This window comes from Polaromonas sp. YR568 (assembly GCF_943369415.1).
In the GTDB taxonomy this organism is placed as follows: Bacteria; Pseudomonadota; Gammaproteobacteria; order Burkholderiales; family Burkholderiaceae_C; genus Polaromonas.
The window spans coordinates 1-18,666 of sequence record NZ_CALRNF020000004.1; the positions used below are offsets into that span (position 1 = coordinate 1).

Here is an 18,666-nt window from a genome sequence, read left to right on the forward strand (position 1 = left end):
TGCGGGTGGCGTTTGCGGTGTGGAAGAGCGGCAAACCGTTCGATGAAGCCCTGATTGCCCGCGCGATGGCTTGACGCGAACCATAGAACCTCAGACAACGCCAGCCCTGATCCGCTTGTCTCTGCGCTCCTCGGCGCATCCACAAGGGGTGGGGAAGGAAGACCAAGCGGCCGAAGACAGAAACCCGAATACCTGAAGAAACAAGGACACGCCACGGCGTGTCCTTGTTTGTATTGGACCCCTCTCCCGGCCTTACAACGCACAGGAACGAAAACCGCAGAACACGTCGTCCCGCTCCGGCAAGGCGAAACCGCGGTGCCTGGGATTTTTCATGCGCGCGCGTGTCGCGAAGGAGGCGCCGCGCAGCACCTTGTGCGTGCCGAAGCGCGGCTGCGAATACGCCTGCCACGGGCCGGGCGCAAAACCCGGATAGGGCCTGAAGGTGGTGCCCACCCACTCCCAGACGTCGCCCCAGTGAAAGCCGCGCCGCGCCGCCGCATGCGCGGCCACTTCCCATTCCACCTCCGCCGGCAGGCGGCGCCCGGCCCAGCGGCACCAGGCGTCGGCCTCCCACCAGCTCAGGTGCATGGCGGGCTGGCTGGCCTGCATGCGGTGCGGCACGCCGAAGCGGTTCTGGATCACCGCGCCGCTGGCGATGCCGATCTGGTCCACATAACGCGGGCCGCGCCGGCCCTCGCCAGCGGCCAGGCCCTGCAACCAGCGCCAGCCGTCGGGTTGCCAGAGTTCCTCGCGGTCGTAGCCGCCGTCGCCGACAAACTCCACGTACTGCGCCCAGCTGACGGGCTGGGCGTCGATCTCGAATTCCGGCACGTTGACGCCGTGCCGCGCGATCTCGTTGTCGAAGGCAAAGCCCGTCCCCTCACCGGCCGCGCTGCCCATTTGCCACGCCGTGGCCGGAATCAGCAGCGGCCCGCGCACCGCCATGGGCGCTGGCGTGAAGGCCGCCTGCAGGCTTTTGCCCAGCGCCAGGCCCAGGGTTTGCGCGTTGCGCACGAGGGCTTCGCCGCGCATGTCTTCGTAGAACAGGCAGAGGCGGTAGAAGTAGAGCGCATCGTCGCTGCCCTCGCCCCTGTGGCCGCCGGGCGCGGTTTTCTCGAGCAGGTCCAGCGTGCCTTCCAGCGTGTCCAGCAAATAGGCGCGGCAGTGGCGCATGTCGGGCAGGTCCAGGTCCCAGCGCGCGCCGCGAGGCCCGGCCTGCGTGCCCCACCAGCGGTCGGCATCCGGCTCGATGGAAGCGAGCCGGGTGTGCGCGGGCTCGCAGCGCGTGCCGAGGGCGCGCTGCATGTTGCGGGCAATCCACCATTCCTGGAACCAGCCCACATGGCCCAGCTCCCACAAAGGCGGGTTGACCGTGGGCGCTTGCGCCAGGGCGAAGCCGCCGGACTCCAGCGCCTGCTGGTATTGCGCGAACAGCTGCAGGGTGTGGTTGCGCGCGTCCATCAGCGCCAGCGACAGGAGTTCCCGGCCCGCGCCGCGCATGGCCGGCGAACGCGTCAAGGCGTCGGCCGCGGCCGGCGATGAGGAGGGTAATGAATTAGGTGTAGCGTCTGAAGCCAAAGCAGCCGTCCTGGCGGGTGCGGTGGCGGTGGATGGAACAAGGCGCCACCACATCCGCGCACGCGTTGAAACCAGAATAGCAGAGACCGGCCGGGCGGGCCCCGGCAACCGGTTCACGGTTTCAACGGGGGTGCATTCAGACCGTGAACAGCTTCTAAGTCAATAGTGTGTATCGGCCGTTCCACACAAACGGGCACCGCCGGACGGCCAATGTCGCCCATTCGCATCTGATTTCCATTTTCCGCTTCGGATTCGGCAAGGACGCGGATAGACTGCGGCGAGCCGCCCCAGATTGAATCGCGGCTGGCGGTGCAGCGTTTGACTCCGGTTCTTTGATTTCATAACCCCGAAATTCGGCCCACAGGCCGGCCATCTATGCAATTACATGATCTGAATTCATCGCCCGCCGAACTCGACCTGACCCTGCTGGACCTTGGGCCGCTGGCCTGGGTGCTGGAAGAATTGCGCAAATCACTGGAAGGCTCGACCAAAGCCCTGAAACGCTTCATGCGCGAAGCCGAGGCCTCTCGCGACTCCGACCTTGCTGCGCTGGATGCGACCCAGTTGCGCACCGCCCGCCAGCAGTTGCACCAGGCGGTGGGCGCGCTGGAAATGGTGGGCATGAGCGCCCCGGCGCTGGTGCTGCGGGCCATGGAAACGGCGGTGCAGAAGTTCATCCAGTCGCCCGCTTTGTGCACCCCCGACGCCGCGTCCAAGATCGAGCTCGCCGGTTTTTCCCTGATCCACTACCTGGAAGACGTGCTGGCGGGCAAGCCGGCCTCGGCCGTCTCGCTGTTTCCCCAGTACCGCGACATCCAGGGCCTGGTCGGCGCGGACCGCATCCACCCGGCCGACCTCTGGGTCTTCGACTGGCGCTGGATTGAGCCCACACTGGCCATCAGCGTCCCGGCCCGGGAATACGGCGGCGAATCCCGGCAACTGCTCGACAAGCTGATGCTGACCCTGATCCGCACCGGCGATGTGGAGGCCGCGCGCAGCCTGAGCGAGGTCTGCCTGGGTTTCGCGCAGGGGCAGACCGGCATAGAGCCGCGCACCTTCTGGAAGATTGCCGCCGGCTTTTTCGAGGCGCTGGCGCAGGGCCTGCTGAACGTCGACCTCTACGTCAAGCGCGCAACCCTGCGCGTGCTGCTGCAATACGTGTGGCTGGACAAGGGCACGGAGGCCTCGGCCAGGCTCGCGGAAGACCTGCTCTTCCTGTGCTCGCAGGCGAAAGTCCAGCGCGCCGGCGACTCGCCCGTGCTGTCGGCGGTGCGCACGGCTTACGGCCTGAAGCGCTTCAAGCCGGTCGACTACGAGTCGCTGCAGTTCGGCCGCTTCGCGCCGGCGCTGATCGCCCAGGCCCGCAAGCGCATCGCCTCGGCCAAGGAAACCTGGTCGGCCGCGACCGCGGGTGACCTCAGTAAATTCAAGACGCTGATCGACCAGTTCAGCCTGGTGACGGATTCGCTGGTCAAGCTGCACCCGCCCAGCGAGTCGCTGGCACGCGCCATGACGCGCGTGATCGACACCACGGTCACTTCCGGCCAGGCGCCCCGCCCCGAACTGGCGCTGGAATTCGCCACCGCCGTGCTTTACCTGGAAGCCGTGTTCGACGATTTCGACCCGAACGACCCCCAGCTGTGGGCGCGCACGGCGCGGCTCGCGGAACGGCTTGAAAGCGTGCGCGGCGGCGGGCAGGCCCAGCCCCTCGAATCGTGGATGGAGCAGCTCTACCAGCGCGTCAACGACAAGCAGACCATGGGCAGCGTGGTGGGCGAGTTGCACGCATCCCTCGCCGCGCTGGAAAAATCGCTGGACCTGTTTTTCCGCACGCCCGAGGACACCCAGCTCCTGGCCGTGGTGCCCAAGCAGCTGTCTCAGATGCAAGGCGTGCTGTCCATGCTGGCGCTGGACCAGGCGGCGCTGGCGGTGACGCACATGCGCGAGCTGGTCGAAAGCCTGCTCAAGCCGGACGCCAACGAACAACAGGCCCGCGCGGACGGCATCTTCGACCGCCTGGGCAACAACCTGGGTGCGCTGAGCTTCCTGATAGACATGCTCAACTACCAGCCCGCGCTGGCCAAGCGGCTGTTTGTCTACGACGCCGCCAAGGGTGAGCTCCGGGCGGACAAGGAGCATTAGGCCGTGGAGCCCCGTGCTTCTACCAGACAGTCAGTGGCGGCGGGCCGTTGTATTGGCTGCTGAACTCAAAGGCATTGCCTTCGAAGTCAAAGCCCGGCACTTGGATGTTGCACCACAGTCCCCAGCTGTAGGGCGCACCGACATCCACCAGGTTCATGGTGATAGTTTCGAGTTCTGCCGCCGAGGGCGCGGCCGGCAACGCCAGCGGCAGGGTGTAGCCGTCGCCGCTGAACGGGCCGGCGGCGCTCTTGATCTGGATCTCCATCCTCTGGTACTCACCGTTGTCGCCGTAGTACAGCAGGAAAACAAAAAAATAGTCTTCACTGGCCTGCCAGCTGAGCCTGACGGGCAATCTGTCGCCGCCCACGGCTTGCGGCGTGACGGGGCCCGGCGTCCACGGCCCCAGCGTCACCAGCACGCCGGCCGGGCTGGCCACCGAGGTCGCGGCATTCAGGTCTGAACTGAAACCACCCTGGTCGTCAAAGGGCAAGGCGTAAGCGCGGCCGCCCGTCATGACGGCGGGGTCGTGCAGGAAGTTCGCGAAGGCGCTCCAGGTGCCGCCGGCGGGATAGAACTGCGAGAAGGTGAGCAGGTCCGGGGTGGTGGGCAGTATGTCCAGCGGCGACGTCACGCTGAAGCTGGCCACCGGCGCGCCGACCGGGATGGACGCCGTCATGGGGATGTTGGCGATCTGGAACGAGGCCATGTCCATCCCGTCCACCAGGCCGGCCGTGGTGGCGCCGGCGCTCAGGCTGACGGTGGCGGTGGTGGCGGGGGTGCCGGGGGTGATGCCGCCCTGCAGGAACTTCCAGGTGTTGGCGTAACCGCGCTCCAGCGCGGTGACGATGACGTTCTCAATCGCGCCCAGCACCGCGCTGCTGTTGTTGGGCGTATAGGGCGGCTGCTGGATGTTGTCGGCGAACACGCCGCTGGCGCCGAACACCATCAGCGAAGGCGGCGCGTAATACATCAAGCCCTTGGACGGCGCCCACCACGCGGGCGGCGGCGGCACGGCGGCGCCAAAAGGCGTGGTCTTGCCGGCAACGGAATTGGTGCTGAAGAACGGGTAGTAGAGGTTGTAGGCCTCGCCGTTGCCGCCGGTGAACTGCAGCACGGTGTAGGTGTTGCTGTTGCCGTTGATGTCGATGATGCCCCCGACCTGCACCACGTTGCCGGTATAGATGTGGTTGCCGTTGTTGTTCTGCTCGACCTGCAGAAGGCCGGGATTCTTCTTGTACCAGGCAAAAAAATTGTCGATGGCCGCGTCGAAGTACGTGGCCAGCGCGGTGGCGGGCAGCGTGATGAAAAACAGTTCCACCGGGCTGGTGCTGGCGGTGAAGGGGTTGTCGGCGGCGGTGCTCGCGCTGGCCATCACCACGGTGCTGCCCGCGGGCGCGTCCGGCAGGCTGCTCACGACGGTGCCGGCCGGGATGAACGGGCCGCTGACCGGCATGCCGGTACTCAGGCCGCCGTTGGTCGGCGCTTGCGTGCCCGGCCCGGTGATGGTGAAGGTGGCCAGCCAGGCGCCGCACACACCCGAGACGGCCAGGGTTCCCTGCAGGCTGGTGGCCAGCAGCTGCCCGCCTATCACGTCGCCGGGATTGAGCAAGCGATAAGGCGAGGACGCATCGACGCCCTGGGGATAGACACAATCGGCAAAAGGCGCGAGCGGACCCACCGCCATGGCCTTGAAATTGCCGAACAGGGTCTGCCGGTCCAGCGTGGGCACCACGCCCGAGCCCTCACTGAAGTTGGGATCCGGTGGCGTGACCTGCAACGTGAGCGGAATGCCCAGCTGGTCCACCTGGGTGGTGTCCACGTTGAGGTTGTCCGGTGCGCTGCCGGGCGGCGCGCCGGGTGTGGTGCAGGTCAGCGCGAGTTCCACGAAGTCGTAAAAGAAACCGGCCGTGCCGGCGGTCGGCCCGCTGACATTGCCGGCCGCCGACAGGCTCACCGCATTCGGCGAGCTGCTGAGATACAGGCGCGCCGAATCGACCTGCACGGAGGCATCCAGCCGGATGGCGCCACCGGCCGCCGCCAGGCCGGCCAGCGTGAACGCAGGCGCCAAAGTGCCCGGCGCGGACATGGGCGTGGCGATGCCGGTGGCGGGGTCCATGCTCCAGGCCAGGTTGATTTTTTCCTGGGTGAAGAACAGGTAGATCGCGTCATCAGCCAGGCCTGAGGCGCTGCCGTTCTTCTGGCTGTTGTTGACGATGCTGAGGGTGACGTAGCTGCTCATGGCGATCCTTGGGCTTGGGGTGGTGGGAGCGGCGAAGTCAGCGATTCAAGGTCGGCCTGCCGGAACCAGTTCTGGTCCACATCGCCGGCCACCCCGGGCACCGGCGTTCCGCCGTTGACGCTGCCGTCGCTGTACTGCCAGCAGGACCATGCCTGCCACGGCGAAGGAACCACCGGATCCGAAACATAGTCGGCCAGCCACAGCGGCCGCGCGGCCAGTGACCGCGCGGCCACCGGCTCGCGAGCCAGGATGGGAACCAGTTTTTGCCAGAAACCATCGTCGGTGTAGACCATGGTCCGGCGCCCGAACAAGGTGTCGGCGGCGGCTGTGAAGTCCAGCACCCACTGCAGCGCATCCTCGGGGCTGCACTGGTTCAGGGTTTCGATATCCAGCACCGGCGGCAAATCATGCGGCCCCAGCGTGCCGACGGCCGAGAAAAATTGCTGTGCCTGGGTTTGCGCATCGGTGCCGGGCCGGCCGAAATGGTAAGCACCCCGCAGCAAGCCGGCGCCCGCGCATCCGGCCCAGTTCTCCTTGAAAAAAGAATCCACGACGTAAATCCCTTCCGTGGCTTTGACGAAGCAAAAAACCACGCCGCTGCCGGCTACCCGGGGCCAGTCGATGGCGCCCTGGTAGTGGCTGACGTCTATGCCTGGAACCAGCATGGCGGGCCCCTCAGACGACGTTGTTGAGCATGTCGACCTGCGCCGTCAGCACGCCGTCCAGCCTGAGCACGGTTTCCAGAGGCAGGTGCTCGTCCCACATCACGCCGCAGTTGTATTGCAGGGCTTGCGGGTTCGTCTGGCTGCCGCTGACTTTCTGCTGCCAGGTGGTGGTCACGCCGTCGGTAGCCTGCACGCCTATGCCCCAGTGGTCCCAGCCGTACCAGCTGCTGGACTTCATGACCATGGTGTAGACCTCCGGGCCGTCGTTGCCCAGCACCGTGTGGCCGTTGAGCTGCGCGGTGATCGTCATCAGCGCCACGCGGCAGGCATCCTGCGCGTCCTCGTCGCCGTTCAGCGCGGCCTCAAGGTTATCGGCCAGCACCTGGTGAAAGGACACCGTCTGCGGAAAGATGATGTCGGTGGTGTTGAAGAAGTCGTCATTGAGTCCGGTCGGCACGCGGTCGTTGTCGAACACAAAAGCGCCTTCGTCGGAGTTGTAGATGGTGGCGGCGGTGTAGGCGTTGTCGGCGCTCTCGTATTCGCCGGTCAGGGCCCAGCCCCAGCAGGCGGCGTAGACGAAAGGCGCCTGGTCCGAGGTGGGCACGGTCTCGCCGTCGCGTGGATGGTCTTCGCCGGCCGGGGCCAGCAGGTTGCGTTGGGCGTTGCTGAGGTAAGGCATGGACTTCTCCGTGAATGGAATCGCTGCGAATGGCGGCCGCCGCCTCGCTGAACAAATTGTCGGCATGGACCCATGCGCTGGCGATTACAGGGCATTACAGGGGCGACTGCACCGCCGCATGCCCGCAAGGCACGCGCTAAGACTTTGAGATTCAAACCGGCCCGCGCGTGATTTCTTCATGCAACGTTTTGACTTACCAGCGATGCGCCGTACAAAAAACAGGCGCAAAAGTTCTGCCGCAAACCGGCAGCAACCCTCTTGAACAGCGCTTCAAATTGCGCCATGCTGTACGCGAAGGCATGGCTCGCATGGAGCGCACGAACACAAGCGGCCATGGATGATTTTCAGCGAGTTCGCATGCCTTGTGAAACGTGAATCCCGGCAATTAATGCCCAAACGGAGTTGTTCTGAAAAATGCCGGCCCCTGCCGCTTGACGACGATGGAGCGTCTCGCGATACTGCGGCCGAACGATACGGTTTTCCGACATTGACAAGATGCTGAGCGCCGCAGAGTGAGGGTTCTTGTCAGGATGCGTGATGGCAAGAAAGAGGGGAAGGCGAGTGGCTATTCTGAGAAATCGCGCCACGCAGCGCAAAATTTACCTGCGGACTCACCACGTGTTCGGGCGAGGCCGTTCGGCCGACACCCTGCTGGAAAACCTGGATGCCTCGCAACTGCACGCGTCAATCCGCTGGACCGGAAAAGCCTGGGAACTGCGCGACCACAGCCGCAACGGCACCCTGTTCGACGGCACGCTGATCCCCAGCACCAGGGGACTGGAGTTGCGGGTGGGCGGCATCATCGCCTTCGGACATGACGGGGATAGCGCCTGGCTGGTGGAGGAGCTGTCACCGCCCTGCAATCTGCTGTGGCCGCTGGGCCATGACGAAGCGCACATCACGCTGGGCCGTTCCAACCTGCTGCCGCAGGGCCCCGCCGCCGAGCTGTCGATTCACCACAGCGAAAAAGGCCAGTGGGTATGCACGACCCCCGGGGGCAGCTGGATCCTGGAAGACGGCGACGAAGTCCGTTTTTCCGGCAAGCTCTGGTGCTTCCTGCCGGTGGCCGAAGTGATCTCCACCATGGACAGCATGGCCGGCGGCCAAACCCTCTTGAAGCGATCGCAGCCGGCCCTTTCGTTCAGGGTAAGCCAGGATGAAGAGCACGCATGGCTGGCACTGGACGACGCCGGCCTTCATCTCGACCTCGGTGAGCGCTCGCACCACTATGCGTTGCTGATCCTGGCACGCTTGCGTCTGGCCGATGCGCAGCGCCAGCTGGCGCCCCACGCCCAGGGCTGGGTCGAGCTCGAGCGCCTGGCCAAGATGCTGGGCCTGGACCCGGGCCACCTGAACATCCAGATCTTCCGCATGCGCAAGCAGCTCGCGCTGGCGCTGCCGCAGGGCGCGCATGTGCCGGAGCTGATAGAGCGCCGCCGCGGATCCTTGCGTTTTGGCAATCTGCGTTTCCGGATCACGCGCGGCGCCGACCAGGAAGCCGACTTCGACCCACTGGCCGAGGGCCGGAGCTACCCTCAAGAATCGCTCGCCGCCTGATCCGGCACCCATCTCCATGACGCCGGTGCCCACGCACGGCTTCCCCGTGGGCGCGCCGGGTTACCAGCCGCTGGGTTTGCTGGGGCAAGGCGCATCAGGCCAGGTGTTCAAGGCCAGGCAGCGCAGCACGGGCCAGCTTGTCGCCATCAAGATTCCCCATCCGGCTTCGGCGCACGACCCCGCGGCGAACCGGCGCGTGCAGCAACGCCTGCACCAGGAGACGCGGGTGCTGGCGATGCTGCAGCACGCCCACGTGGTGAAACTCATCGACAAAGGCTTGGCGGCGGGCGGGCTGCTCTTCGCGGTGCTTGAATTCATTCCGGGGGAGACGCTCAGGGATTTCCTGCAGCGCAACGGCGGCCTGCCGCTGCCGGACGCCATGGCCTTGATGGCGCAACTGCTGGACGCCCTGACCTTTTTGCACCAGCACCAGGTCGTGCACCGCGACCTCAAGCCCGAAAACATCATGGTCGTGTCCACCGGGAGGGCGCTGCACCTCACGCTGCTGGACTTCGGGCTGGCCAGCCACCACGGCGAGCCGCGCTTCATGGCGGGTGCGGAAGGCACACCCGCCTACTGCGCGCCGGAGCAGCTGCGCGGAGAAGCCTGCGTCCCCGCGACGGACATCTATGCCTGGGCGCTGATATTTCTCGAATGCCTGAGCGCCAGGCCTTGCGTCCAGGGTGCGGATGTCAACGAAGTGCTGCATCACCAGCTGGGCGCGGCGCCCTTCGCCCTGCCCGACGAACTGGCCGGCCAGCCGGTTGCGCCGCTGCTGCGGCAGGCCTTGCACAAAGACCTGCGTCGGCGCACGGCCGACGCGGCCGGCCTTTACCTGGACCTGGCGCAATGCCTGGCGCAACTGCGCGGCACGCGCCAGGGCCCGCTGACGCCTGCCGCCCCGGTGGATGCCGTGAAGCAGTTGACGCTGGACAGCATGGACATCGCGGCCCGGCCCTCCAGCGGGGAGCATGCCCTGGGCATCCTGTGTGTGGGCCTGCGCCTGTACCCGGCGAGGAACGCCTCGCTGGCCCTGCCCTACCTGCAGGAAATCCGCGAGCAGCAGATGCGCTGGTGCGCCAACGCCGTGCAGGGCGGCCAGGGCCAGAGCGCCGGGGTGCTGGGCGACTGCATGCTGTTTCATTTCGAGCAGGGCGCGAGCGGCGAGCAGAACCTGCGGCAGGCGGCCGTCGCCGCCATGGACCTGTGCGCACGCGTGCAGCGCCGCAGCCGCTTGCTGGAGATCCAGCACGGCGTGCGGCTGGAAATATCGGGCGCCATCCACAGCGTGACGCCGGACTCGCGCGGCGATGCCTCCAGCCGCAACCGCGGCGCCAACGTCGCGCTGCACCTGAACAGCGTGGCCGGGCCGGGCGCCATCGTGGCCAGCCAGCATGCCCGCCGCGAGCTGGCGGCCAACATGCGCTTTGAAGCCTATGCTGGCGCGGCGGCGCGGCATGAAGAGGAGGACAAAGAGGAAGACAGGGTGTTCAGGCTGATGGAGAGCCACCCTTCCTGAACGACAGGCGCGGCCTCACAGCATCAGTTGCTCGACCTGCTCGACGGGGCAGCTGCGCCAGCGCCGGTTCAGGGTCTCCTTGGGGCTGGTGTTGCGGGCGTGCACGCGGGCCACGTACAAATGCTGGTCGGGATTGACCACGATGCGCTTGTGCTGCGGCGCCCAGACAAAAGCGTTGTCCTCGCCCACGTCGATGTCGGCAAAGGGCGCGCCGCGCCAGAACTCCCTGCGGTAGCAGAGGGTGCCTCCGCATACCCAGGGCGAGCGGCCGTCGTACACGTACTGCCAGGCGCGCCGCCCTTCCGGCGCGTAGAAAAACACCTTGTCCAGCCCGCAGATGTCCGCCCCCTGTGCCAGCAAGGCCCTGGCCTGCGAGCTGAGCCAGCCCGGCGCCATCCAGTCGTCGTCGTCCCAGTGCGCGATCAGCTCGCCGCGGGCCAGCTCGCAGGCGATGTTGCGCTTGGCGCCCAGGGTGGACTTGCGGTCCAGCCGCAGGTAGCGAATGCTTTCGTGTTGCGGAATGAGGTCGGCCACGCTGTCGCGCCCGTCGTCCAGCACGATCAGCTCGCGCGGGCTGTAGTCCTGCGCCAGGAAGTTGCGGATCGCCTGCGGCACGAAGTCGCGCCGGTCGGCGGTGGGCATGATGCAGGACACCAGCGGACGCGGCGGCGCGGCGCCGGCCTGCGCCGCGGCGGCCGGCGGAAAGTAGAAATCGCGGTCGCGCCGCAGGCACTCCGGCTGCGGCATCAGCGTCCAGGCATCCTGCTGCAGGTAGTGGCCTTCCTTGAACTTCCAGGTGTTGCCGTGGTGGCGCACATAGACGCACAGCTCGCGCCCCGGGACGCGGCACAGGCGCGCGCCGCCGCCCAGCACTTTCTGCAGGAAGTCGGCGTCCTCGCGCAGCGAGGTGGCCGGGTAGTGGCCATGCGCCTCCCACAGGCTGCGCCGGTACAGCAAGGTGCCGCCGCTGACGTTCTCGACAAACAGGCGGCGAAACAAGGCGCGGCTGGCGGCCCAGAACTCGGCCTGCGGCCGCGCCATGAAGAGCATGTCGTTGAGCCCGGTGATGTCGGCGATGTTGTGCAGGATGGGCGCGGCCTGCCGGCTCAGGCGCTGCTCGCCGTACCAGTCGTCGTCGTCCCAGTGCGCGATCAGTTCGCCCCGGGCCAGGCGCACCGCCTCATTGCGCTTGGCGCCTATGCTGGTGCCGGGGGCCATGCGGATGCAGCGGATGCGCGCGTCGCCGACGTCGGCGGGCAGGTCGCCGTCGTCCTCGTAAACGATGATGAGCTCCAGCGCCGGATAGTCCTGGCGCTGGAAGTAGCGGATGGACTGCGCGACGAACCCGGGCCGCGCGCGCGTGGGCATCACACAGCTCAGCAGGGGCGGCGCCGTGGCCGGCATCGTGGCCTCGGTGATCGCTTCCGGGGCGGCGGCAAACGGCACGAAGATGCGCATGCGCTCGGGCATGGCGAAGTAGCGGCACTGCTCGCCGGCGCAATGCGCGTGGTAAGGCGCGGGCTGGTGCTGCGCCTCGCCGCGCCAGGCGCAAAAGCGGTCCTGGTAGAGATGTTTGCTGGTTTCCAGCAGGCTGTCCTGCAGCAGCGACTGCCGCGGGCACGGCGGCGCCCGGTGCACAAAAGCGCCCTGGGCCCAGACCCCGCGAAAACCGGCCCGCGCGGCACGGATGTTGTAGTCCATCTCCCAGCACGGCCCCTGGGCGTAGGCCGTGTCGGCGGCGCCTACGGCGGCCACCACCTCATTTTTCACCACGTAGCAAAAGTCGGACAGGCTGTGCAGCGGCTCCAGCGGCGTGTATGCGCTGCCGAATCTTGCCGCCAGCGCATCAGCCTGGTTCCACAGGGCTTCCTGCGTGGCGCTGCCACCCGGTGCCGCGGCCTGCTCGTTCCAGCCGCGGTTGGTCGTCGGGCCGGCCAGGCCGTGGCTGACATCGGCATCCAGCGCGGCCAGCAGCAACTCCAGCCAGCCCGGCGTGACCCGCGCGCCATTCTCGAGAAACACATAGACGTCAGCCGGCACGCCGACCAGCCGGTTGAAGCAGGCGGCCGCGCCTTCGTGCACGGGCCCGATCAGTTGCGCGATGCCCGGGTGGGCCGCGAACCGCGCCTGCAGCGCCCGGGCCTGGTCCTCGCCGGCCGGGTCCGGCAGCAGCCGCAGGCCGAAAGGCATGGGCGTGTTCTCAAACAGGCTGGCCAGGGTGGCGGCCAGCGCCTCGGCATGCGCGGCCACATACACGCCGATCAGGATCTGGCGGTCTTGCGGGGCAGGCATCTACCACGCCTCATGGCTGGCCACCAGGCCCGCGCCCAGCAGCATTTCAAGCTTGCGCCAGGGGCTGCCCGGCGCTTCGTCGCCCCAGTCGCCCACCGCATCCAGCAACTGCGCCAGCGCCACGCCCCGGGCATCCACCGCGCTGTAAAAGCGCGGGTAGCACAGCAGCAACTCCTCCGCGCAGGCGCGGATCAGCGCTTCGCGGCGCGCCGGCTCCGGCGCGTGGAAGGAAACGTACAGCGTGGGCAGGCCCAGTTGGGGCAGGCGCCGCCACAGGCCGGGAATCACGGCGTACTCGCCGCCCTCGATGTCCATCTTGATGAAGTTGCAGTCATCGATGGCATGGAGCGCCAGGAAGCGCTCCAGGTCCATGCCGGGGACCTCGCGGCAGGGCTGGCCGACGGCGCCCGGGGCGGCCAGCATGCCCGACATGCTGTCGCCGAAATGGCTTTGCTCGCCGAAATAAAGGCCGCCGGCATACAGCCGCAGCGGGCCGTTATCGGGGCCGATGCCGCAAGGATGCAAATGGATTTTTCGCCGCAGGGCAGGATTGGCATCGACGTTGGTCGCCAGTTCGGCAAAGGCCACCGGGTCCGGCTCCAGGGCATGCACGCGGCGCGACAGCAACGCGCCGTAAAGCACCGTGGGCCCTATCCAGGCGCCCATGTCGATGTAAGAACGGTCGGGCCGCAGGAAGCGCTGGAACACCTCGAAGGTCTGCGGCTCCCACAGGCCGGCTGCCACGCGGCCCCAGAAGGCCTTGCGCGCATCGCTGGAGCGAACCCGGAAGGCGCGGCGGTGGACGAACACGCTGAGTTCGTGCTGCGCATCCGCGTGGGCGCCGGCATGAAAGCTGTTGGCTTGCACGAGCAGTCCCATACGCCGGCTACCAGACCGTCAAGGGGGGAAGGCCGGACGTGTTGGCGCTGAATTCGAAGGCATTGCCCTCGAAAGTGAAGCCCGGCACGCTGATCTTGCACCAGACCGCGCCCGCGTAGGGGCTGCTGCCCACTGCCAGGCGCATCTGGATACTCACGGCCTGCTTAAGGGAGTCCTGCATTTGCAGCGACAGCGGCAGGTAGTAGTTGTTGCCGTGGAAGTTGGTCTTCCTGCTGCGCGCTTCGCACATCATGGTCACGTAGCTGCCGTTGTCGTCGTAGACCAGCAGGAAGACGAACTGGTAGTCCGCGCTGGCCTGCCAGAAGAGCCGCACGGTGCTTCCCGGGACGGTTTGCCGGGCCGGTATCGCGCGCGCTGGGTAAATGTTGACCACGCCGGGGCCGCTGGCGTACAGGGAGCTGACGGGCACGTCCAGAACCGGCGACGTGCTCTGCAGCGCTATGGGGGCGCCGCTGACCGGCGTGCTGGTGGAAAGCGCCACATTCACCAGCGGCGGCACCTGCTGGGCCAGCGTGGAATGGCGGGCGGCGCGCGAGCCGTCGCAATTGAACACGTAGCCGCCGAACTCGGTGATCACGCTCGGGGCTTGCACACCCATGCCGCAGGAAGGAACCAGCTGCAGCTGGACCAGGTTTTCGCCCGGCAACTGCGGCGACTTCTGCAGGCGGCGCACCGTGCCGAGGTGGTCCAGGCAGACCTCCAGCCCCCAGGTGATGCCGGCCAGCTCGAACACGCCGGCGCCGTCGTAGTTGACCGCCTGCTGTTCACGCCCGGGGCCGCCGGTGGTGGAAGGCGCCAGGTGCTCGACGTCGCCCAGCAGCAGGCCGCCGGGATTGGCCGCCGCGGCGATGAAGTCCACGCCGGACATCAGCTCCTTCATCACCACGCGCGCGCCGGTGTCGCCCTGCACCGCCACACCGCCCAGCTGCACCAGCGCGAAGTTGTAGACCTCCTTGTTGGCCAGCGGGTCGATGTCGTAAGGCGGCGTGTTGAGCGTAGGCGAGGACACCCCCAGGATGGTGCCGAAGACGAACACCCAGTCGAGCCACTGGTCGTCGGCGGCGATGCGCTGCAGCGCCGCGATGGCCAGCTGCACGTCGTCCATCTGGTAGGCGCCCGACGCGCCGCGGAAAAAGAACTCGGGTGCCATGAAGACATTCAGGGTGTCGCCGGGCGGCAGCGGCGGGGACTGCGCCGGCAGCGCATCGCGCGCGGTTGTCATGGCGCGCAGCATCAGGTCGCAGCGCGCCTCGATGTCCTGCTGCGGGTTGTTCAGCCCGAGGTAGGTTTTGGAACCATCGGGGTTCAACTTGGGCGCCGTGTCGATCACGTAGCCCATGAAGCGGACGTTGTTGTAAGCCATGCTGTTTCTCCTGTGAAGATGCTGGGTGGGTCAATCGGAAGTCATCGGATGAAGGGCGCCAGACCGTAGGTGAACTTGATGATGTGGTTGACGTAGACGTTGATCGGGCGCGTTTCGTACTGGCTCACCAGCACCGGGCTGGGCGGGGGCTGGCCGGGAACCGGCTGGCCCGGCACCGGCCCGCCGGTGGTCAGCGCGGTGGTCGTGCTGGGCGCACCGGCGGCAGTGCTGGGGGACGAGGAAGTGGCCGGCGCAGGGACGCTGTTGTAGGTGTGCTCGTGGGTCTCCACGGCGAAGGGCTGGGTCGAGCCCACGCCGCTGCTCTGCCCCTGGCCGCCCGGCGGCACTTTGCGGGTGGCGATGTCGGGGTCGTTCTGCGTGCCGGTGCCGTTGCCGCGCAGGAAAAATCCGCGGTAGTCGGGAATCAGGAACTGGTTGCCGCTGCCGCCGTAGACATAACCGAGCACCGCGAACAGCTCTGGGTAGTCATAGGTGGGCAGCGAGCGGCCGTCGCAAAACATCCAGCCCCAGGCTTCGACAGGGTCGGTGACGTAGTCCTGCGGCGTCACGGTGGTGGCCGCGCCGGCGCTGTCGGGCGCGCCCAGGGTGCCGGCGAAGGCCGTGACGGAGCCGACCGGCAGTTCGCCAAAGCCCGGGCGCACGAAGAAGGGGTTGTTCATGCCCGGCGCCATCATGGTGCGGTGCTCCCGATGGCGGCGGCGGGCACAATGTCCCCGCCCACGCCCGTCCCGGCGCCGGCTTCGTCGAGCACCTGCATGGCGGTCGGCACCACCACTTCCCAGCACGGACCGACGTGCCGCGCGGGATGGCGCGCAGGCCCGGCATGCTTGAGGTCGTTGACCAGGGGAATGTCGCCGGGATTGACGGGCGCCAGGCTGTCACCGGAGGGCCACAGCATGCCGGCCGAATAGAAGTACAGGAAGGCCAGCACGTGCGCGGGCCGCACCGGGAGCAGGACACGCGCCTGGTCGGCCTGCAGGAAGCTGGCGAACAGGGCGTCGTCGTCGGCGTCCAGGCTGCCCAGTTCCGGTTCGGCCTCGCCGGCGCCCAGGCCGGGGCTGGCGTAAAAACTGTAGACCATCTCGTTCCACTCCAGCACCTCGTCAAAGAACTGCAGGTAGCGCGGCTCGTTGACGCTGAATTCCGCGGGCGGCGACAGCGCTGCGCCCTGGGAGGCCATGCCGGTCAGCGCGAGCAGGCGCTCCAGCAGCAGGCGCAGGCAGGCGTTCTTGAGTTCGCGCTGCTCGATCTGCCGGTTCGCCAGCGGCGAGCGGGTGGACATGCCGGCCCGGGCGCCGCCGTCGGCGCGCGCGTTGTAGGCGGCCAGCCACTCCTGGTAGGCGCGCATGATGCCGGCGTAGATGCGGATGCGCCACTCGTCCATGCAGCGCGCCGAAGGGGCGCAGGCGATTTCCACGTTGACCTGCACCTGCGGGTCGACAGGCGGCGACAGGCTGGGCGGGTAGTCCAGCACGGACACCGGCACGCTGTCGTCCTCGCCGAACAGCGTCATCCCGTCCGGATCAGTGGGAGGATTGAACGTCTGCCGTCCCACCAGCACCACGGGCGCGGGCAGGCCGGTGGGCGCGATGACGTAGCTGACATAGGCCTTGGCGGCGCAGTAGCCGCCGGGAATCGCGACCTGTTTTTCTTCCCCCTCGCGCAGGGTCGCCGAGGCGAAGCGCTGCGCCAGGGGCGGCGGCTCCAGGTCCAGCACGCCGTAGTAAGCGCCCAGGCGGGCATAGTTTCGCGGGTTGATGTCTTCAAAGGTGGCAATGTGCAGCCGCAGCGGCGCCACCGGCTTGACGAAGTCCTGGCCGGCCAGGGCCTGTTCACCCGCGATGAAGGCCGCGGCGGGCCTGCAGACCATGAATTCCATCATGAGGCGCTGGCCGTAGTTGACGACGCAGGCCTCATACACCTTGTTGAGCCAGCGGAACACGCCGCGCATGCCGTGGGTGCCGGCCGTGTTGTCGACCAGGCTGACCACCGAGTCCTCGGTCTGGCTCATGGTGCTGCTGGAGCGCGTGAGGCTCACGCTGCGGCTGATGCGGTTGACGGTCTTGTTCAGGATGTCGCGCGCGAAGCGGGTGGTGTCGTCCAGCCCCGGCGCGGCGCCCGGCTGCACGGTCTTGGTCCAGGAGCCGTCCAGCGTGGCCTGGGTGGGCGGGCCGTAACTGCTGGTGAACTTGTTGTACTGGTTGGTTTCGCTGGCCTCGGCCACGGTCTTGCGCGACTCCTCCTGCAGGTTGCTGCGTTCGTCCGCGGCGTCGTTCTGCAGGAGCTGCTGCTCGTCCGTGCTCTGGTGCCGCTCATCGACCTGGCGGTGGGTGCGCTTGTGCGTCACCTCCCGGCGTTCGCCGCGCATCACGTTTTCAATGCGCGCGATCTCGCCGCACTGGTAGCGCAGCAGGCGCTGGCGCACCATCTGCAGGTCGCCGATGGCATAGGGCTCTATCCAGCCAGGCGGCCCCGGCGGCGGGGAGGCATCAGGGGCCCGGGCTTGCGCGGCAGGCAGCGGAAACACCTGCGCGCTGAGCGCGGGCGTGGCATGGAGCAGCTCGGTGATCTGCTGCGCGGTCAGGTGGGACTGCTCCGCCACGACCGATTCAGTTGCCGCAGCTCCCGCGCTTGCGGTGCTTTCAGTGCTTTCGGCGCTTTCGGTCGGTCCGGCAGTCGATGCGCCGGTGACGCTCGCGTAAGGCTGCAGCGCCACCTCGACCAGGTGCGCCATCAGCAATGCGCGGGTCAACTCATCAAGCAGCGCCGTGTCGTATCCCAGGGTGATCACCAGTGCAAAGTAGCTCTGCCAGACGCGGTCCAGCGCTTCGGCATAGGCACTGGAATCAAAGTAGCGCCAGTCCAGCGCGTAGCGCGACAGCAGCCGCGTGACACGTTCGCAGGCCTCGGCCAGCCAGGCTGCCGGCGCGCCGTCCGGTTTGGGCAGGCGCATGAAAACCCGCGAAAACTGGCTGACGGGACCGGCAAGGCTGTCCATGCCGCCGACGAACCCGCCAGGGTAAACATCGCCGTCGATGAAATTCAAGGCCAGTTCCTGCGCGGCCTCGCGCCCTCCCCGCGGCTGGTTGCGCGCATCCACCAGGTCGCCGAAGAAGGCGCTTGAAGGCGGGCTGGCGCCGGCGTACTGGACGAAGCCGTAGAGCAGGTCGCCAGCGCTCACCTTGGGCCAGCGCCGCACGTAGACATAGGGAAACAGCTCGTCGGGATGGGTGGTGACGATGGGAACGGGTTCGACCGGGTCTATGGGAGGATCCGGCTCTATGGGCGGCGGCCCCGGCGGCCAGGGCGGGCCTGGCGGCGGCAGCGGCCCGCGCGCGGGGCAGGCCACCATGATGCCCTCGAAGTGGTGGTCGTCGCTCTGCCCTCTCATGCCGTAATGGATGTCGGCAAAAATGGCGGTGTTGGTCACGCCGTCGATGTGCACCGGCGTTTTTTGCTGCAGGTAGCCCGAGACGTAGCAGCCCGAGCGGAACCTGAATTCAAAAGGCTTGGCCGGCCACAGCCGCGTGATGGTGACCAGCTGGTTTTCGGCCGGACCGGACCTGCAGGACACGCCGGCCATGGACGGAATGTCGTCGCCCGGTTCGCGATTGATGGTGAAGTCGAAGACCAGGCAGCCGTCCATGGCCGACCAGCTTCTTTTGACCATTTCGTTCACTCGGGTGCTCCTGTGGGGGCGGCATGCGGCCC

The 18,666-nt window shown here is 67.3% G+C and carries 12 protein-coding genes; 3 read left to right on the forward strand and 9 right to left on the reverse strand.

The features are described 5' to 3' along the window. Nucleotides 1–252: 252 nt before the first annotated feature. A complete protein-coding gene (gene senA, locus ACLV74_RS03815) occupies nucleotides 253–1,500 on the reverse strand; it encodes a selenoneine synthase SenA (protein WP_411878251.1) in 1,248 nt (415 codons plus the stop codon). Nucleotides 1,501–1,953: 453 nt separating this feature from the next. On the opposite strand from senA, the gene ACLV74_RS03820 reads away from it, so the two are divergent. Next, nucleotides 1,954–3,720, forward strand: coding sequence for a hypothetical protein (locus tag ACLV74_RS03820; RefSeq protein WP_411878048.1), 1,767 nt, complete (start codon nucleotides 1,954–1,956; stop codon nucleotides 3,718–3,720). A 19-nt stretch (nucleotides 3,721–3,739) separates the two neighbouring features. Here the strand turns inward: ACLV74_RS03820 and ACLV74_RS03825 are convergent, their stop codons facing one another. Genes ACLV74_RS03825 through ACLV74_RS03835 form a run of 3 tightly spaced genes read right to left on the reverse strand, consistent with a single transcriptional unit; the run spans nucleotide 3,740 to nucleotide 7,303 of the window. Beyond that, nucleotides 3,740–5,959 (reverse strand): hypothetical protein, encoded by a 2,220-nt coding sequence (locus ACLV74_RS03825; protein WP_411878049.1) that lies wholly within the window; start codon nucleotides 5,957–5,959, stop codon nucleotides 3,740–3,742. Beyond that, nucleotides 5,956–6,624: a glycoside hydrolase family 25 protein gene (locus ACLV74_RS03830; RefSeq protein WP_411878050.1), complete on the reverse strand. Its 669-nt coding sequence runs from the start codon at nucleotides 6,622–6,624 to the stop codon at nucleotides 5,956–5,958. The genes ACLV74_RS03825 and ACLV74_RS03830 overlap by 4 nt, the downstream gene beginning before the upstream one ends. A gap of 10 nt (nucleotides 6,625–6,634) precedes the next feature. Continuing rightward, on the reverse strand, nucleotides 6,635–7,303 hold the full coding sequence (locus ACLV74_RS03835) for a hypothetical protein (RefSeq protein WP_411878051.1): 669 nt from the start codon (nucleotides 7,301–7,303) through the stop codon (nucleotides 6,635–6,637). Between the two features lie 561 nt (nucleotides 7,304–7,864). Between ACLV74_RS03835 and ACLV74_RS03840 the strand changes: the two genes are divergently transcribed. Beyond that, nucleotides 7,865–8,860 (forward strand): FHA domain-containing protein, encoded by a 996-nt coding sequence (locus tag ACLV74_RS03840; protein WP_411878052.1) that lies wholly within the window; start codon nucleotides 7,865–7,867, stop codon nucleotides 8,858–8,860. A 16-nt stretch (nucleotides 8,861–8,876) separates the two neighbouring features. Next, complete coding sequence (locus tag ACLV74_RS03845) at nucleotides 8,877–10,379, forward strand: protein kinase domain-containing protein (RefSeq protein ID WP_411878053.1); 1,503 nt, start codon at nucleotides 8,877–8,879, stop codon at nucleotides 10,377–10,379. Nucleotides 10,380–10,394: 15 nt separating this feature from the next. Here ACLV74_RS03845 and ACLV74_RS03850 read toward each other — a convergent pair whose 3' ends face one another. Genes ACLV74_RS03850 through ACLV74_RS03870 form a run of 5 tightly spaced genes read right to left on the reverse strand, consistent with a single transcriptional unit; the run spans nucleotide 10,395 to nucleotide 18,625 of the window. After that, nucleotides 10,395–12,671: a glycosyltransferase family 2 protein gene (locus ACLV74_RS03850; RefSeq protein ID WP_411878054.1), complete on the reverse strand. Its 2,277-nt coding sequence runs from the start codon at nucleotides 12,669–12,671 to the stop codon at nucleotides 10,395–10,397. Then, a complete protein-coding gene (locus ACLV74_RS03855; RefSeq protein ID WP_411878055.1) occupies nucleotides 12,672–13,550 on the reverse strand; it encodes an FkbM family methyltransferase in 879 nt (292 codons plus the stop codon). 7 nt (nucleotides 13,551–13,557) lie between these two features. Next, complete coding sequence (locus ACLV74_RS03860; protein ID WP_411878056.1) at nucleotides 13,558–14,934, reverse strand: hypothetical protein; 1,377 nt, start codon at nucleotides 14,932–14,934, stop codon at nucleotides 13,558–13,560. A 41-nt stretch (nucleotides 14,935–14,975) separates the two neighbouring features. Next, a complete protein-coding gene (locus ACLV74_RS03865) occupies nucleotides 14,976–15,614 on the reverse strand; it encodes a tail fiber protein (RefSeq protein WP_411878057.1) in 639 nt (212 codons plus the stop codon). 11 nt (nucleotides 15,615–15,625) lie between these two features. Then, nucleotides 15,626–18,625 carry a hypothetical protein gene (locus tag ACLV74_RS03870; protein ID WP_411878252.1) on the reverse strand — a complete coding sequence of 1,000 codons (3,000 nt, stop codon included), beginning with the start codon at nucleotides 18,623–18,625 and terminating at the stop codon, nucleotides 15,626–15,628. Between the last annotated feature and the right edge of the window lie 41 nt (nucleotides 18,626–18,666).

Coding starts and splice junctions, on each gene's coding strand:
- ACLV74_RS03830 (WP_411878050.1), bottom strand. CDS start 6,624: ATGCTGGTTCCAGGCATAGACGTCAGCCACTACCAGGGCGCCATCGAC.
- ACLV74_RS03860 (WP_411878056.1), bottom strand. CDS start 14,934: ATGGCTTACAACAACGTCCGCTTCATGGGCTACGTGATCGACACGGCG.
- ACLV74_RS03870 (WP_411878252.1), bottom strand. CDS start 18,625: ATGGTCAAAAGAAGCTGGTCGGCCATGGACGGCTGCCTGGTCTTCGAC.
- ACLV74_RS03825 (WP_411878049.1), bottom strand. CDS start 5,959: ATGAGCAGCTACGTCACCCTCAGCATCGTCAACAACAGCCAGAAGAAC.
- ACLV74_RS03850 (WP_411878054.1), bottom strand. CDS start 12,671: ATGCCTGCCCCGCAAGACCGCCAGATCCTGATCGGCGTGTATGTGGCC.
- ACLV74_RS03820 (WP_411878048.1), top strand. CDS start 1,954: ATGCAATTACATGATCTGAATTCATCGCCCGCCGAACTCGACCTGACC.
- ACLV74_RS03855 (WP_411878055.1), bottom strand. CDS start 13,550: ATGGGACTGCTCGTGCAAGCCAACAGCTTTCATGCCGGCGCCCACGCG.
- ACLV74_RS03865 (WP_411878057.1), bottom strand. CDS start 15,614: ATGAACAACCCCTTCTTCGTGCGCCCGGGCTTTGGCGAACTGCCGGTC.
- senA (WP_411878251.1), bottom strand. CDS start 1,500: ATGCGCGGCGCGGGCCGGGAACTCCTGTCGCTGGCGCTGATGGACGCG.
- ACLV74_RS03845 (WP_411878053.1), top strand. CDS start 8,877: ATGACGCCGGTGCCCACGCACGGCTTCCCCGTGGGCGCGCCGGGTTAC.
- ACLV74_RS03835 (WP_411878051.1), bottom strand. CDS start 7,303: ATGCCTTACCTCAGCAACGCCCAACGCAACCTGCTGGCCCCGGCCGGC.